The 15,103-nt window shown below is 74.3% G+C and carries 15 protein-coding genes, 1 tRNA gene and 5 pseudogenes; 18 read left to right on the forward strand and 3 right to left on the reverse strand.

The features are described from left to right. Window positions 1-80: 80 nt before the first annotated feature. From MF408_RS25700 to MF408_RS17005, 16 genes and pseudogenes are all read left to right on the forward strand, one after another. Window positions 81-716 (forward strand): annotated as a pseudogene (locus MF408_RS25700) (AMP-binding protein); the annotation flags it as partial. Between the two features lie 82 nt (window positions 717-798). Next, window positions 799-1,005, forward strand: a pseudogene (locus MF408_RS27020) (AMP-binding protein); the annotation flags it as partial. Between the two features lie 124 nt (window positions 1,006-1,129). Then, window positions 1,130-1,210: pseudogene (locus tag MF408_RS27025) on the forward strand (hypothetical protein); the annotation flags it as partial. A 141-nt stretch (window positions 1,211-1,351) separates the two neighbouring features. Then, entirely contained in the window at window positions 1,352-1,684 is a 333-nt protein-coding gene (locus MF408_RS16945; RefSeq protein ID WP_240248675.1) for a hypothetical protein, read from the forward strand. 211 nt (window positions 1,685-1,895) lie between these two features. Beyond that, a complete protein-coding gene (gene eno / locus MF408_RS16950; protein WP_240248676.1) occupies window positions 1,896-3,173 on the forward strand; it encodes a phosphopyruvate hydratase in 1,278 nt (425 codons plus the stop codon). Window positions 3,174-3,185: 12 nt separating this feature from the next. Further along, window positions 3,186-3,593: pseudogene (locus MF408_RS16955) on the forward strand (septum formation initiator family protein); the annotation flags it as partial. 230 nt (window positions 3,594-3,823) lie between these two features. Beyond that, complete coding sequence (locus MF408_RS16960) at window positions 3,824-4,339, forward strand: DUF501 domain-containing protein (protein ID WP_240248677.1); 516 nt, start codon at window positions 3,824-3,826, stop codon at window positions 4,337-4,339. After that, on the forward strand, window positions 4,336-5,229 hold the full coding sequence (locus MF408_RS16965; protein ID WP_240248678.1) for a Ppx/GppA phosphatase family protein: 894 nt from the start codon (window positions 4,336-4,338) through the stop codon (window positions 5,227-5,229). Before MF408_RS16960 ends, MF408_RS16965 begins: the two co-directional genes overlap by 4 nt. After that, window positions 5,226-6,053 carry a uracil-DNA glycosylase gene (locus MF408_RS16970; protein WP_275693205.1) on the forward strand — a complete coding sequence of 276 codons (828 nt, stop codon included), beginning with the start codon at window positions 5,226-5,228 and terminating at the stop codon, window positions 6,051-6,053. The genes MF408_RS16965 and MF408_RS16970 overlap by 4 nt, the downstream gene beginning before the upstream one ends. Then, window positions 6,050-6,592: an ACT domain-containing protein gene (locus MF408_RS16975; RefSeq protein WP_240248679.1), complete on the forward strand. Its 543-nt coding sequence runs from the start codon at window positions 6,050-6,052 to the stop codon at window positions 6,590-6,592. The genes MF408_RS16970 and MF408_RS16975 overlap by 4 nt, the downstream gene beginning before the upstream one ends. Continuing rightward, the gene (gene def / locus MF408_RS16980) at window positions 6,589-7,146 is read left to right on the forward strand and encodes a peptide deformylase (protein WP_240248680.1); all 558 of its coding nucleotides are present in this window, start codon (window positions 6,589-6,591) and stop codon (window positions 7,144-7,146) included. The genes MF408_RS16975 and def overlap by 4 nt, the downstream gene beginning before the upstream one ends. Before the next feature lie 28 nt (window positions 7,147-7,174). Continuing rightward, window positions 7,175-7,248: transfer RNA gene (locus tag MF408_RS16985), tRNA-Leu, on the forward strand. A 45-nt stretch (window positions 7,249-7,293) separates the two neighbouring features. Next, complete coding sequence (locus MF408_RS16990) at window positions 7,294-7,986, forward strand: class I SAM-dependent methyltransferase (RefSeq protein WP_240248681.1); 693 nt, start codon at window positions 7,294-7,296, stop codon at window positions 7,984-7,986. 110 nt (window positions 7,987-8,096) lie between these two features. Next, on the forward strand, window positions 8,097-8,660 hold the full coding sequence (locus MF408_RS16995; RefSeq protein ID WP_240248682.1) for a hypothetical protein: 564 nt from the start codon (window positions 8,097-8,099) through the stop codon (window positions 8,658-8,660). Window positions 8,661-8,758: 98 nt separating this feature from the next. Next, on the forward strand, window positions 8,759-9,598 hold the full coding sequence (locus tag MF408_RS17000; protein WP_240248683.1) for a Bax inhibitor-1/YccA family protein: 840 nt from the start codon (window positions 8,759-8,761) through the stop codon (window positions 9,596-9,598). 96 nt (window positions 9,599-9,694) lie between these two features. Continuing rightward, window positions 9,695-11,017: a hypothetical protein gene (locus tag MF408_RS17005; protein ID WP_240248684.1), complete on the forward strand. Its 1,323-nt coding sequence runs from the start codon at window positions 9,695-9,697 to the stop codon at window positions 11,015-11,017. A 5-nt stretch (window positions 11,018-11,022) separates the two neighbouring features. Here the strand turns inward: MF408_RS17005 and MF408_RS17010 are convergent, their stop codons facing one another. Then, window positions 11,023-11,616: an SGNH/GDSL hydrolase family protein gene (locus MF408_RS17010; RefSeq protein WP_345893753.1), complete on the reverse strand. Its 594-nt coding sequence runs from the start codon at window positions 11,614-11,616 to the stop codon at window positions 11,023-11,025. Window positions 11,617-11,686: 70 nt separating this feature from the next. Beyond that, window positions 11,687-11,983: pseudogene (locus MF408_RS27030) on the reverse strand (SGNH/GDSL hydrolase family protein); the annotation flags it as partial. Window positions 11,984-12,311: 328 nt separating this feature from the next. Here MF408_RS27030 and MF408_RS17020 point away from each other — a divergent pair. Continuing rightward, entirely contained in the window at window positions 12,312-13,709 is a 1,398-nt protein-coding gene (locus MF408_RS17020; protein WP_240248687.1) for a cystathionine beta-synthase, read from the forward strand. Further along, window positions 13,706-14,200 (forward strand): GNAT family N-acetyltransferase, encoded by a 495-nt coding sequence (locus MF408_RS17025; protein ID WP_240248688.1) that lies wholly within the window; start codon window positions 13,706-13,708, stop codon window positions 14,198-14,200. The genes MF408_RS17020 and MF408_RS17025 overlap by 4 nt, the downstream gene beginning before the upstream one ends. An 8-nt stretch (window positions 14,201-14,208) precedes the next feature. Here MF408_RS17025 and MF408_RS17030 read toward each other — a convergent pair whose 3' ends face one another. After that, on the reverse strand, window positions 14,209-14,985 hold the full coding sequence (locus MF408_RS17030; RefSeq protein WP_240248689.1) for a GNAT family N-acetyltransferase: 777 nt from the start codon (window positions 14,983-14,985) through the stop codon (window positions 14,209-14,211). Between the last annotated feature and the right edge of the window lie 118 nt (window positions 14,986-15,103).

Here is a 15,103-nt window from a genome sequence, read left to right on the forward strand (position 1 = left end):
CCTACCGTGAAGTCGCGGCGTGACGCCGCCAGGACGCCCGCATCCCCGAACGGAGGACCCGCCGCGAGATGGACGGCCTCATGCAGCCCCGCCCGCTGACCCTCGCTCACGTCTTCGAGCGGGCCGAGGGCCTGTTCGGCCACAAGCGGGTCGTCGAGGCCGACGGCGAGGAGGTCACGTACGCCGCCTGGGCGCTGCAGGTCCGTCGCCTGGTGTCGGCGCTCGACGCGTCGGGAGTGCCGGCGGGCGCGCGGGTGGCGACGCTGGCGGCCAACCACCGCCGTCACCTCGAGGTCTACGCCGCCGCCCCGATCAGCAAGCGCGTGCTCCACACCCTCAACGTCCGGCTCTCGCCCGACGACCTCGCCTACGTCATCGACCATGCGGGCGACGACGTCGTCTTCCTCGACCGCCGGCACCTGCCCGTGGTGCTCGCGTGCGCCGACCGGCTGCCGGGTGTGCGGCGCTGGGTGGTGTTCCCCGACGGCAGCGACGAGGCGCTGCCGCCCGACCCGCGGTTCGTCGACTACGACGACCTGGTGGCGGCCGCGACGCCGTACGAGGGCTCCTTCGAGGAGACGTTCTCCGCCGCCGACGAGAACCTGGCAGCGGGGCTCTGCTACACCTCCGGCACGACCGGACGGCCGAAGGGGGTCCTCTACAGCCACCGGTCGACGGTGCTGCACTGCCTCGGCACCATGGCGGCCGGCCTGATCGGCATCAGCGAGCGCGACGTCGTGCTGCCGATCGTCCCCATGTTCCACGCCAACGCCTGGGGGCTGCCCCTACGGCGCGCTGATGGCCGGCGCCGACCTGGTGCTGCCCGGCGGCTCCGCGGCCCGCGACCACCTGGCCGGGCTGATGGAGCGGCACCGGGTCACGCTCGCGGCGGCCGTGCCGACGGTGTGGACCGACCTCCTGCCGGCGCTGCGCGGTCGCGACCTGCGCTCGGTGCGGCTCCTGCTGGGCGGCGGGTCCGCCGTCAGCCCGACGCTGTCCTCGGGCTACGAGGAGGCGGTGGGCGTGCCGATCACCCACTCCTGGGGGATGACCGAGATCAGCCCGGTCGGCACCGTCGGAGGCCTGCGGAGCCAGCACGACCGCCTCGACGCCGACGCCCGCCGGGGAGGTGCAGGCGGCGCAGGGCCAGCCGGCGCCGCTGGTGCGCGTGCGCGTCGTCGACGTCGAGTCCGGCGGCGCACTGCCCCACGACGGCGCGGCCGTCGGTGAGCTCCAGGTCTCCGGCCCCTGGGTGGCGAGCGGGTACTTCGGGGGCGAGGGCGCGGACAGCCTCACCGCGGACGGCTGGCTGCGCACCGGCGACCTGGCGACCGTCGACCGGCACGGCTACGTGCGGCTCGTCGACCGGATCAAGGACCTGATCAAGTCTGGCGGCGAGTGGATCTCGTCGGTGCAGCTCGAGGCGGCGATCCTCACCCATCCCGACGTCGAGCAGGTCGTCGTGGTGGCGCGCGACGACCCACGGTGGGTCGAGCGCCCCGTGGCCTTCGTCGTGCTGCGCGAGCACGCCGCGGTCACGGCCGAGCAGCTGCGGGAGCACGCCGCGCAGCAGGTCGCGTCGTGGTGGCTGCCGGACGAGTTCGTGCTCGTCGACGCCATCCCGACGACGGGGACGGGCAAGGCGTCCAAGGAGGCCCTGCGCCGGTCACTGCGATCGGCCTGACGCTCCCGTCGTCGGTGCGGGTCGGTGCGAGTCGGTGCTGGTCGGGGGTCCCGCCCGCCAGCCCCTCGACCTTCTCCTGCACCCAGCCCGCCGGGCGCCCGACCCCGGCTCGCCCGGTGGGTGCTCCCGGGCGCGGCTGCCGCGCCGGTCTAGGCTGAGGCGACCGGTGCGCTCGGCGCACCACCCCGACCTATCCAGGAGCAGCACAGACGTGGCAGCGATCGAAGCCGTCGGCGCCCGCGAGATCCTCGACTCGCGCGGCAACCCCACCGTCGAGGTCGAGGTGCTCCTCGACGACGGGTCCTTCGCCCGGGCGGCGGTGCCCAGCGGCGCCTCCACCGGCGCCTTCGAGGCGGTCGAGCTTCGCGACGGCGGCGAGCGCTACCTCGGCAAGGGCGTGCAGAACGCGGTGGACGCCGTGACCAAGACCCTCGGCCCCGCCGTGGAGGGACTCGACGCCGCCGACCAGCGCCTCGTCGACCAGACGATGCTCCAGGTCGACGGCACGCCCAACAAGGCCCAGGTCGGCGCCAACGCGGTCCTCGGCGTCTCCCTCGCGGTCGCCCGCGCTGCAGCCGACTCCGCCGACCTGCCGCTCTACCGCTACGTCGGCGGGCCCAACGCCTTCCTGCTGCCGGTGCCGATGATGAACATCCTCAACGGCGGCGCGCACGCCGACACCAACGTCGACATCCAGGAGTTCATGGTCGCGCCGATCGGCGCCCCGACCTTCCGCGACGCGCTCCGCACCGGGGCGGAGGTCTACCACGCGCTCAAGTCGGTGCTGAAGGGCCGCGGGCTCGCGACGGGCGTCGGCGACGAGGGCGGGTTCGCCCCCGACCTCGAGTCCAACCGGGCGGCGCTCGACCTGATCGCCGAGGCCGTCGAGAAGGCCGGCTACACGCTGGGCACCGACGTCGTGCTCGCCCTCGACGTCGCCGCGTCGGAGTTCCACCAGGATGGCGCCTACACGTTCGAGGGCGCCGCCAAGACGGCCGAGGAGATGACCGCCTACTACGCCGACCTGGTGTCGTCGTACCCGATCGTCTCCATCGAGGACCCGCTCGACGAGGACGACTGGGACGGCTGGAAGGCGATCACCGACCAGCTCGGCTCCCGCACCCAGCTCGTCGGCGACGACCTGTTCGTCACCAACGTCGAGCGGCTCCAGCGCGGCATCTCCGGCGGCCAGGCCAACGCGCTGCTGGTGAAGGTCAACCAGATCGGCTCGCTGACCGAGACCCTCGACTCCGTCGACCTGGCCCACCGCAGCGGCTTCCGCTGCATGATGAGCCACCGCTCGGGCGAGACCGAGGACACCACGATCGCCGACCTCGCGGTGGCGACCAATTGCGGCCAGATCAAGACCGGCGCCCCGGCGCGGTCCGAGCGTGTCGCGAAGTACAACCAGCTGCTCCGGATCGAGGAGGAGCTCGGCGACGCGGCGCGCTACGCCGGCGTAGGCGCCTTCCCGCGGTTCCGGGGCTGAGACAGCCGGACCATGTCTCCCTCGTCGGGCGACCGTCGCAGCCCGGGCCGCCGGCCGGGCCGGACCACCAGGTCCGGCTCGGGGGGGCGGCCGCGGACGCCCGGTCGGCCGGCGGGCGGCTCCCGGTCCGACCCGCGGCAGAAGCAGGCCGACCGCAGGCGCGAGCAGCGCGGGCGTGCGGCGCCCGCGGCCCGGGCGGGCACCGAGGAGCGACGGCGCAGCCGGCTGACCGGCCGAGCGGCGATCCTGGTGCTCGTGCTGGCCGTGCTCGCCGTGTCGTACGCGTCGTCGCTGCGCGCCTACCTCCAGCAGCGCCACCAGATCGACACCCTCGAGACCCAGATCGCCGAGCGCAAGGAGTCGATCGAGGAGCTGGAGCAGGAGAAGGAACGCTGGGACGACCCGGCCTACGTCGCGCAGCAGGCGCGCGAGCGGTTCGGGTACGTCGCGGTCGGCGAGACGCCGTACGTCGTCGTCGACGGCAACGGCGACCCGCTCACCGAGGCCGAGCTCGACGACCCGTCGACGGTGGGCGGCACCCCCGAGGAGCAGGCGTGGTTCGATCCGTTGTGGGGAGTCGGTGAAGGTCGCCGGCGACCCGCCGACGCGGATCCCGCCGCCTCCGGAGAAGCGGATCGACGGAAGGGACGATGGCGAAGACTGACGACACCGACGAGCGGGTGGTCGCCGCCCAGCTCGGCCGGCCCCCGCGGGGCATCCACGCCATCGGTCACCGCTGCCCGTGCGGCAACCCCGACGTCGTCACCACGGAGCCGCGGCTGCCGAACGGGACGCCGTTCCCGACGACGTACTACCTGACCTGTCCGCGGGCGAGCTCGCGGATCGGCACCCTCGAGGCGTCCGGCCTGATGCGGGAGATGCAGGACCGGCTGACGGCCGAGCCCGACCTGGCGGGCGCCTACCGGGCGGCGCACGAGGCCTACCTGGCCGACCGCGCCGAGGTCGGCGCAGCCGGCGGTCACGACGTGCCCGAGATCGAGGGCATCTCCGCCGGCGGGATGCCCGACCGCGTCAAGTGCCTCCATGTCCTGGCCGCGCACGCGCTGGCGGCCGGGCCCGGCGTGAACCCGCTCGGCGACGAGGTGCTGGAGCGGCTCGGCGCCTGGTGGGAGACCGGCCCCTGCGTGACGGTGGAGCCCGAGTGACGACGGTCGCTGCGGTCGACTGCGGCACCAACACGATCAAGCTCCTCATCGGCGACCTCCCGGACGTCGTCGTGCGGGAGAGCCGGGTGGTGCGGCTCGGGCAGGGCGTCGACGCGACCGGACGGCTGGCGCCCGAGGCGCTGGAGCGGGCGTTCGCGGCGGTCGACGAGTACGCCGCCCTCGTCGCGCGGCACGACGTCGCGCGGCTCCGGTTCTGCGCCACCTCGGCGACCCGGGACGCGGAGAACGCCGCCGAGTTCGCCGCCGGGGTCCGTGCCCGGCTCGGCGTCGATCCCGAGGTGCTCTCCGGCGAGGAGGAGGCGCGGCTGGCGTTCGCGGGCGCGGTCCGCGGTCGGTCGGTGCCGGGGGCGCCGGTGCTGGTCGTCGACATCGGGGGCGGCTCCACCGAGCTGATCCTCGGCGCCGAGGAGGTGGAGGCCGCCCACTCGATGGACATCGGCTCGGTACGGCTCCACGAGCGGCACGTCCGCCACGACCCGCCGACGGCGGGGGAGGTGCGGGCGATGGTCGCCGACGTCGAGGCCGCGCTGGATGCCTGTCCGGTCGACCCCGCGGCGGCGGCCTCGGTCATCGGGATCGCCGGCACCGTCACGACGGTCGCCGCCGGGGTGCTCCGCCTCCCGGCCTACGACCGCGACCGGATCGACGGGCGGGTGCTGCGGGTCGCCGACGTCACCGCCCACGTCGACGAGCTGGTCGCGATGACCGTCGCCGAGCGCCGGGCCCTGGGCTGGATGCACCCCGGCCGCGCCGACGTGATCGACGCCGGCGCGCTGGTCCTGCGGACCGTGCTCGAGCGGAGCGGTGCCGAGGCCGTCACCGTCTCCGAGACCGACATCCTCGACGGCATCGCCTGGAGCCTGGCGTGAGCGAGCCGCTGCCACACCCCGCCACCGGAGAGCTGTTCACATCGCCGGTGCGGCCCGGGACGGGCTGGCCCGGAGACCCGGTGAACCCGCCGGCCGACGGGTCGGAGCCCACACCGCTGCAGCGGCTGGACGCGCGGATCTCTCGGTGCCGCAAGTGCCCGCGGCTGGTCCGCTGGCGGGAGAAGGTGGCGCGGGAGAAGCGGGCCGCGTTCGCCGAGGAGCCCTACTGGGGCCGCCCCGTCCCGGGCTTCGGTCCGGCCGACCCGTCGGTGCTCGTCGTGGGCCTGGCGCCCGCCGCGCACGGCGCTAACCGCACCGGCCGGATCTTCACCGGTGACCGGTCGGGGGACTGGCTCTACGCCTCGATGCACCGGGTGGGCCTGGCGACCCAGCCCACGAGCGTCCACGCCGCCGACGGCCTACGGCTCGTCGACACCCGGATCGCCTCGGCCGTGCGGTGCGCTCCGCCCGACAACAAGCCGACGCCGGAGGAGCGCGACACCTGCGCACCGTGGCTGGACAAGGAGCTGCGGCTGGTCTCGGGTCGGCTGCGGGTGATGGTGGCCCTGGGGACGTTCGGGTGGGACGCCGCCCTCGGTGCCGCCCGGCGGGCGGGGTGGGACGTCCCGCGCCCGCGGCCCCGGTTCGGGCACGGTGCGGAGGTCGTCATCGGCCGGCGGAGCGCCGGAGACGTGCGGCTGCTCGGTTGCTTCCACCCCAGCCAGCAGAACACGTTCACCGGCCGCCTGACCGAGCCGATGCTCGACGCGGTCCTGGGGCGGGCGGCCGCCCTCGGGCGGGAGGCTGGGACACTGGGCGCGTGAGCTCGCCCAGCCTGTACGCCGTCACCGTCATCGGCCACGACCGCCCCGGCATCATCGCCGAGGCCACCGCCGGCCTCGCCGACCTCGGGTTGAACCTCGAGGACTCGACGATGACCCTGCTGCGCGGCCACTTCGCGATGATGCTGCTCTGCTCGGCCGCCGGTGGGAGCGGCCCGGTCGCGGCCGCGGACGTCGAGCAGGCGCTGTCGCCGCTGGTCGCCGACGGAGACCTCGACGTCTCGGTGCGTCCCGTGACCGACCAGCCCACCCCGTCGGCCGGGGAGACGTCGTGGGTCCTGACCGTCCACGGCGGCGACCGGCCCGGCATCGTGTCGGCGGTGGTCCGCGAGGTCGCCGCGGTCGGCGGCAACATCACCGACCTCACGACGCGACTCGCCGGCGACCTCTACCTCCTGGTCGCCGAGCTCGACCTCCCCGCGGGCGTCGACGCCACGGCCGTCGGGACCGCGATCGACGCCGCCGCCGAGGGAGTGGGGGTGACCGCCACGCTGCGGTCGGCCGAGGCCGACGAGCTGTGAGCGGGGCCGAGCGACTGGCCTCCTGGACGGAGGCCGAGCTGGGCGTCGAGGGCCGGGTGCTCGACGTCGTCCGTGCGCCGAGCCCGGTGCTGGCCACCGTCGGCGACCGCGTGGACCCGACCGCACCGGAGACGGTGCAGCTCGCGGCCGACCTGGTCGCCACGATGCGGGTCAGCCCCGGGTGCGTGGGGCTGGCCGCCCAGCAGGTCGGGGTCGCTGCCCAGGTCTTCTGCGTCGACGTCTCCCAGCACCCGAAGGCGCGCACCCACCACGGGACGTTCGCGCTCTGCAACGCCGAGGTGCTCGAGGCGAGTCGCAACGACAAGGGCCGCGAGGGCTGCATGAGCGTCCCCGACCTCACCGGCGACGTGAAGCGGGCGTCGCGGCTGGTCGTCCGCGGGTTCCTCCCGGGGACGGGCGAGGAGGTCACCGTCGCGACCGACGCGTTCGAGGCACGGGCCCTGCAGCACGAGATCGACCACTGCCAGGGGCTGCTCTTCCTCGACCGGGTCGCCGGCGCCCACGCCGTGCACGCGCGCCGCACCTACCTCTGAGGCCGGGTGACCGACACTGGTGCCGACCGCCCCCGTATCCCAACCGGCAGAGGAAGCCGCCTTAAAAGCGGCGCAGTGTGGGTTCGAGTCCCACCGGGGGCACCGGGCGCTTGCCTTCAGGTGGGCCTGAACCGGCAGAGTGGCGGCATGCACCGGCACCACCACCACGAGCCCACCGTCCTCGACGAGCTCCGACAGGCCCTCACCAAGGAGTTCTGGGACGAGCGCTACGCCGGCTCCGGCCGGGTCTGGAGCGGCCGCCCCAACCAGCGGCTGGTCGAGCAGACCGCCGACCTGGAGCCCGGTCTGGCGCTCGACGTCGGTTGCGGTGAGGGGGCCGACGCGATCTGGCTGGCCGAGCAGGGCTGGCGGGTGACGGCGGTCGACGTGTCGACGGTGGCGCTCGACCGCACCGCGCAACACGCGATCGAGCGGGGCGTCGACGACCGGGTGCGTGTGGGGCAGTACGACGTGCTGGCCGGGCACCCGCCGCGCCGGCCGCGGCGCGGCAAGGGCTACGACCTGGTGTCGGTCCACTTCCTGCACGTGCCGCGGGAGGACTTCGACGGCATCTACCGCCGCCTCGGCGAGGTGGTCGCCCCGGGCGGGAGGCTGCTCGTGGTCGCGCACCACCCCGACGACCTCGTGACCGGCGCCCGCAGCTGGCACGGACCGAACCTGCTCTTCCCGCCCGAGCAGGTGCTCGCCACGTTCGGTGTCGCCGACGGCGACTCCGCGACCTGGGCGGTCGACGTGGCCGACGCCCCGGGGCGCGAGCAGGAGACGCCGGACGGGCCGGTCGCGGTGCGGGACACCGTGGTGCGCCTGCGGCGCCGCTGATCCCCGGGGCTCTCCCCGGACCTGTGGAGAGCGCGCTGCGCGCGCCGCTGCCGGCAGGAGCACACTCGTGCTGATGTCGGTCGCGGGGAGGCAGGGGCACAATGGAGGTCGTGAACGCGTGGGGCCCGGTGCTCGCGAGCACGGCGGTGACGATCAGCCTGGTCGCACTGCTGTGGCGGATGATGGACGCCCGGTTCACCGCGCTCGGCACCAGGATCGACGCGAGGTTCGCCGTGGTCGACGAGCGGTTCGCCGCCGTCGACCAGAGGTTCACCGCCCTGGACCGGCGGATGGACGAGCGGTTCGCCGCGATGGACCGGCGGATGGACGAGAAGTTCGCCGCGATGGACCGGCGGATGGACGAGAAGTTCGCCGCTGCGAACCGGCGGATGGAGGAGAAGTTCGCCGCGATGGACCGGCGGATGGAGGAGAAGTTCGCCGCCATGCAGCAGCAGATCGACCAGCGGTTCGCGGCGACGTACGCCAAGATCGACGACCGCTCGGCCGCGACCGACGCCAAGATCGACGACCGCTCCGTCACGGCCGCCACCAAGGTCGAGGGCCTGCAGCAGGTGATGGAGGCCCGGTTCGACGCCGTTGACCACCGGCTCTCGGCGCTCGAGACCGACATGACGCTCGTCAAGCAGCACCTGCTCAATCCTTCGCACGCCTGAGCGACGCGTCGGGAACGTCCGGCCGGTCCTCGGCGTTGTACTGGCGTACGACGGCCTAGACTTGCCGTCACCCACTCAGGAATCCCGCGGAGGAGACCATGCAGAGCAACAACCCGGTGTTCCGCCGGTCGGACGCGTTCAACCGGCCGGCTCCCTACGGCCAGGGCACGTACGACGGCTACGCCCCGCAGGGCGGCGGCGAGCCCGGTGGGCCCTACGCCCCGCCCGCCCCCGCCGGCACCGGCCGGATGACGATCGACACCGTCGTCCAGAAGGCGGCCATGACCATCGGCCTGGTGATCCTCACCGCGGGCGCTACCTGGGTCCTCACCCCTGACATCGACAGCGAGTCGGCGATCGGTGCACTGAGCGCCGCGATCTTGATCGGCGCCGGCGGTGCGTTCGTGCTCTCGTTGGTCAACTCGTTCAAGCGCGTGATCAGCCCCGCCCTCGTCCTGGCGTTCGCTGCGCTGGAGGGCGTTGCCCTCGGCGCGCTGAGCAAGATGTACGACGCTGCGTTCCCCAGCGACTCCTACGGCGGGATCGTCGTCCAGGCGGTGGTGGGAACGTTCGCCGCCTTCGCAGGCACGCTCGCGGCCTACCGGTTCTTCGAGATCAAGGTCGGGCAGCGGTTCCGGACGTTCGTGATCGCCGCCATGTTCGGCATGGTCGCGCTGAGCTTGATGGAGGTCGTGCTCGGCCTGTTCGGCGCCAACCTGGGCCTGTTCGAGTTCAACGCCCTCGGATTCCTGTTCGCGGTCGCCGGCCTGGTGCTCGGCGTGTTCATGCTGATCCTCGACTTCGACTTCGTCGAGCAGGGCATTCGGAACGGCCTGCCGGAGCGGGAGTCGTGGCGGGCTGCCTTCGCCATGACTGTCAGCCTGGTCTGGATCTACACCAACCTGCTGCGGATCCTGGCGATCCTCCAGCAGGACTGAGCTCACGTCGAGGGCCCCGGAGCGATCCGGGGCCCTCGTGCTTTTCTCCGCGCGGGAGGGATTGGCGCAGGCGCGGTCCTGGGTACGGTCGCCGCCATGACCGCACCAGCGCCTGTCTCCCGCCGCCGCGCCGTCGTCCTGCTCGCCGCCCTGGCGGTGCTCCTCGTCGCTCTCGCCGTGGTGGGGGTCGTCGTGGCCCGTGACCCGGGCGACCGCGGCTCCACCGCGGCGGCGGAGTGGAACGGCCTGGTCGGGGTCGACCCGGTGGCGGGAGAGGTCGTGGTCTACGACGACGCCGGCGAGGAGGTCGACCGGGTCGCGGCCGTCGACGGGCTGCTCAACGCCACGACGCGCGGCTCCCTGGTGCTCGCGGCCGCGGACGACCGGGCCGCCGTCGTGGACGCGGCGGAGGGTGAGGTCGTGTGGGAGGACGCGACCGAGGGGACCGCGGCTTGGCTCCAGGGGAGCTCGGCTCCCGTGGTGCTCGTCGGCGACCCCTCCGGCGGCGACCTCCGGGTCGTCGACGTCGAGGGCGACACCGACCTCCGGCTCGGCGACGTCGTCGACGGCGATCCCTCGTTCGTCCCGCAGGCCGTCGCCGTGTCGCCCGACGGGACCGTCCTCGCCGCCCGGGACCTCCGGTCGCAGACGTCGGTCGTGGTCGACCTCGCCTCCGGCGACGCCACTCCGGTCGACGGTTCCGCGGCGGCCGTGACCGACGACAGCGTCGTGGTGGTGACCCCGGAGGACGACGGCGAGGCGACCGCCCGGTTCCTCGGCCGCGACGGTGACGAGCGGGGCGTCGCGCCGCTCGGTCGCGGGCCACGCGGGCTGTTGGTCACCGGCGACGACAGCCTGCTGGTCGTGGCGGAGGGCGACGACGGCCCGGTCGTGGCCCGCACCTCGGTCGGCGACGACGCGCCGACCGAGGTCCGCGACCTCGACCTGGCCGGGGCTGGCCCGGTGCTGGCGTTCCACGAGCAGGGGCGGCTCGTCGTGACCGGCGACGACGGCACCGTGCTCCTCGACCAGGACGGCGGGGAGGTCGCGGACGTCGAGGGAACCCTCAGCCCGGTGACCGGAGTCACCGGGTCCGCGGCCGCGTGCTTCGCGGTTCAGACCGACGGGGAGGTCGTGGTGCACGACCTCGGGTCCGGCGACGAGCGGGTCCGCGCCGCGCAGGAGCAGAGCGGGCCGCTGTGGAGCTCGGTCGACGGGTGCACGCTCGGCGGCCCGGGCCTGCTGGCGGGGGAGGACCGGTCGGTGGAGCTCGACCCGAGCCAGGTGGCGGTGGTCGCCCCCGACGGCGCGGCCGCACTGGTGCGCGGAGGCGGCCCGCCCGAGCTGGTCGACATGACCGCGCCCGACGCCGAGCCGGCCGAGGTCGACCGGGCGGTCACCGGCTTCGTCGCGCGCTGACGACGTCAGGCGGTGACGACGTCGTCGTCCTGGTCCGGGTCGGTCGGACCGGCATCCTCGCTGCTCTCGGGCGCCTCGGCCGGTGCCGTCGGGCGCCGGCGACGGTGCCGCAGCTCCACCCACAGCCCCCGCACGCCGGCCCGGCGGCCGGCGACCTCCGTGCCGCCGAGCTCGGTGCCGGGCTGGTTGACGGCGCGCACCGCGGCTCGCGACACGGGGAGCACGCCTTCCCCGCGGTAGGCCTCGAGCGAGACCTCCTCGGCGGGCACCTCGTCGAGCGCGGCCAGGACCGACGGGACCAGGACGTTGGCCAGCGCGCGGTAGCCCTCCGCGGACGGGTGGAACTGGTCGGGGCCGAACAGCAGCGCCGGCGCGGCCGCGAACTCGGGCCCGAGGATGTCACCGAGCGACACCGAGCGGCCGCCCTCCTCGATCGTCGCGATCGTCTGGGCCGCGGCGAGCCGGCGCGACCAGGCGCGGGCCACCTGCTTGAGCGGGGGAGCGATCGGCTGCACGGTGCCGAGGTCGGGGCACGTGCCGACGACGACCTTGGCGCCGGCCGCGACCAGTCGTCGTACGCCCTCGGAGAGGTGGCGCACCGAGTGCGACGGGGAGGACGGTGTGGGTGACGTCGTTGCCGCCGATGAGGATCACCACGACGTCCGGCTCGATCGGCAGCGCCCGGTCGACCTGGGCGGCGAGGTCGGAGGAGCGGGCACCGACGACCGAGAACGAGCGCAGGTAGACCCGCCGCTGGGAGTGCTCGCTGACGCCGCTCGCCAGGAGCGCGCCGGGGGTCTCCTCGACCCGCTCCACGCCGTAGCCGGCGGCGCTGGAGTCGCCGAGCAGCGCGATCCGGATCGCCGGGCCGGGCCGGCCGCGGCCGTACCAGCCGGTGGCGTCGGGCGGCGGGTCCTCGAGGATCGGGCCGATGATCCTCCGCGCGATCTTCGCCTCGGCGACCATGACGCCGTAGAGGCCCGCGCCGAGCGTAGACACGCCGCCGCCGCCGTACAACGCGGCGGCGGCGAGCTTCCGGGCAGCGGCAGCCTTGCTCACGCCACAACTCTATGCATCGGTCTATGCATCGGCCCCACCCGTGGTGCCGGGCAGGCCCGACTGGATGAGTAAGTCCAAGGGGTCGTGCAGGCGAGCGGCGCTCGTCGCCGCCGTGGCAAGGCGCGGTCGCGACGGCGCTGTGGGTCCATCTCCGAGCGGCCGCAACGCCGCCACGGTGGATGCTGAGCGTCGCGCAGCGTGCGAACCCTTGGACGTACTCATCTAGGGTCGTGCCATGGAGTACGTCGACTCGCTGCTGGACCTCATCGGCAACACGCCGCTCGTGCGGCTGCGCCGCTCGCTCGACGGCGTCGGGGCCGACGACGGCGGCCCGCTGGTGCTCGCCAAGGTCGAGTACCTCAACCCGGGTGGCTCGGTGAAGGACCGGATCGCCACCCGGATGATCGAGGCCGCCGAGGCGTCGGGCCAGCTGCAGCCGGGCGGGACCATCGTGGAGCCGACCTCCGGCAACACCGGCGTGGGCCTGGCGATGGTCGCCCAGCAGAAGGGGTACAAGTGCGTCTTCGTCTGCCCCGACAAGGTGAGCGAGGACAAGCGCAACGTGCTCAAGGCCTACGGTGCCGAGGTCGTCGTGTGCCCGACGGCGGTGCCGCCGGAGCACCCCGACTCCTACTACAACGTGTCCGACCGCCTGGCCTCCGAGCCGGGTGCGTGGAAGCCCGACCAGTACTCCAACCCGCACAACCCGCGGTCCCACTACGAGGAGACCGGGCCGGAGATCTGGCGGCAGACCGAGGGCCGGATCACCCACTTCGTCACGGGCATGGGCACCGGAGGCACGATCAGCGGCGTCGGGCGCTACCTCAAGGAGCAGAACCCCGCAATCCAGGTCGTCGGGGCCGACCCGTCCGGTTCGGTGTACTCCGGCGGCAGCGGCCGGCCCTACCTGGTCGAGGGCGTCGGGGAGGACTTCTGGCCCGACACCTACGACCGGGGCGTCGCCGACCGCGTCATCGAGGTCTCCGACGCCGACTCGTTCGCGTTCACCCGCCGGCTGGCGCGTGAGGAGGCGATGCTCGTCGGCGGCTCGTCGGGCATGGCGGCGTTCGCCGCGGCCCAGCTGGCGCGCGAGCTCGCGGGCACGCCGGAGGGCGAGGACGCCGTGATCGTCGTGTTGCTCCCGGACTCCGGGCGCGGCTACCTCACCAAGGTGTTCAACGACGAGTGGCTGGCGCAGTACGGCTTCGACACCGGCACGCCGGCCACGGCCCGCACGGTCGGCGAGGTGCTGCGCGGCAAGACCGGCGCGCTGCCCGACCTCGTGCACACCCACCCGGGCGAGACGATCGCCGAGGCGGTCGCGATCCTGCAGGAGTACGGCGTCTCGCAGATGCCGGTCGTGCGCGCCGAGCCGCCGATCGTCGCCGCCGAGGTCGCGGGCTCGGTCTCCGACCGGGTCCTGCTCGACGCCCTGTACGCCGGCCACGCCCGGCTCACCGACTCCGTCGAGCAGCACATGTCGCCCCCGCTGCCGACCATCGGCTCCACCGAGCACGCGACCGACGCCGCGGCCCTGCTCGAGTCCGCGGACGCCGTGCTCGTCCACGAGGACGGCAAGCCGGTCGGCGTGCTCACGCGGCAGGACCTGCTCGCGTTCCTCGCCCGCGGATGAGCGCCGTCGAGCTGCCCGACGGCCTCCGGCCGGCGACCCCGGACGACGTACCGGAGGTCCTGCGGCTGATCCGCGACCTCGCGACGTACGAGCGCGAGCCGGACGCCGTGCGCAACACCCCCGAGCGGCTGCACGCGGCCCTCTTCGGCGGCGACCCCGTCGCCTCGGCGCTGGTGGCCGAGGTCGACGGCGCCGTCGTCGGCACCGCGATCTGGTTCCGCACGTACTCGACGTGGACCGGGGTCGCCGGCCTGCACCTCGAGGACCTGTACGTCGACCCGGCACACCGGGCCCGCGGGCTCGGCCGGGCGTTCTTCACCGCCCTCGCCCGGATCGCCGTCGCCCGCGGCTACGCGCGCTTCGAGTGGGTCGTCCTCGACTGGAACGAGTCGGCGATCGGCTTCTACGACGCCCTCGGCGGCCGGCGGCTCGACGACTGGCTGACCTACCGTGTCGAGGGCGATCGGCTGCGGGAGCTCGCGGACCGGTAGCGGTCCCCTCAGCCCGGCACCAGGTAGCGGCAGGTGTGGTGGGGGAGCAGGCCCAGCTCGTCGTAGAGCGCGAGCGCCGGGGTGTTGTCGGTCTCGACGTGGAGCCAGACCGTGGTGGCGCCCTGCTCGGCGCCCCAGGCGAGGAGCTCGGCCATGACCGCGGTCGCCAGGCCGAGCCGGCGGTGCGCCGGGTCGACCTCGACGCCGTGGATGCCCAGCCAGTCGCCGTCGACGGCGGCCTCGCCCCGGGCCAGCACGGCGCCCTCCCCGGTCCGGTCGTCGGTGATCGTGGCGGTCGCCCGCGGCCCGGCGGACTCCAGCGCGACCGCCTGGGACGCGCCACGGCCCCGGAGCCGGCGCCGCACCTGGGTGAGCGCGGCCAGCCGGTGCTCCGCGTCGCCGGTCGGGTCGACCTGCCAGCCCAGGCCGGTCAGCGCCGACTCCTCGTCGGAGCCCAGCTCCACCTGGGCGTACGCCGGCCGGCCGCGGCGCTCGTAGAACCGCCGCACCGCCGCGGCGGCGTCGGCGAGCGGGAGGCCGGGGTCGCCCATCGCGAGGCAGGAGTTGGCGCGGCGCCGCAGCCTGCCGACGGGAGCGGTGTCGGTGCGGAGCAGCCAGTCGCCGAGCGGCTCGGTCGCGACCGCCGGCCACAGCGACGCCGTGTGCAGCTCGGCGGCGCGCGGCGAGACCCGCATCCGCACCGAGGGCCGCGGTGGGACCGGCTTCCCGGAGACGATGTCGGCGAGGGCGATCTCGACCGGGGGCCCGGACTCCGGCTGCACCACGCAGCGGCCGTCCCCCCCAGGCCAGGCAGACGCCGAGCAGGTCGGTCATGGCGGGTCCGCCGGTGGGGCCGGTCTCGCCGCGCAGCAGTCGCCGGACGACGACCCTCTGGCCGACGAC

It is taken from the genome of Nocardioides sp. TF02-7, from assembly GCF_022437945.1.
Taxonomy (GTDB): domain Bacteria; phylum Actinomycetota; class Actinomycetes; order Propionibacteriales; family Nocardioidaceae; genus Nocardioides.

Excerpts from the sequence above, each read along its gene's own strand:
- MF408_RS17005 (WP_240248684.1), top strand. The coding sequence starts at position 9,695 with ATGACCGCACCAGCGCCTGTCTCCCGCCGCCGCGCCGTCGTCCTGCTC.
- MF408_RS16960 (WP_240248677.1), top strand. The coding sequence starts at position 3,824 with ATGGCGAAGACTGACGACACCGACGAGCGGGTGGTCGCCGCCCAGCTC.
- MF408_RS17000 (WP_240248683.1), top strand. The coding sequence starts at position 8,759 with ATGCAGAGCAACAACCCGGTGTTCCGCCGGTCGGACGCGTTCAACCGG.
- MF408_RS17020 (WP_240248687.1), top strand. The coding sequence starts at position 12,312 with ATGGAGTACGTCGACTCGCTGCTGGACCTCATCGGCAACACGCCGCTC.
- MF408_RS17025 (WP_240248688.1), top strand. The coding sequence starts at position 13,706 with ATGAGCGCCGTCGAGCTGCCCGACGGCCTCCGGCCGGCGACCCCGGAC.
- MF408_RS16990 (WP_240248681.1), top strand. The coding sequence starts at position 7,294 with ATGCACCGGCACCACCACCACGAGCCCACCGTCCTCGACGAGCTCCGA.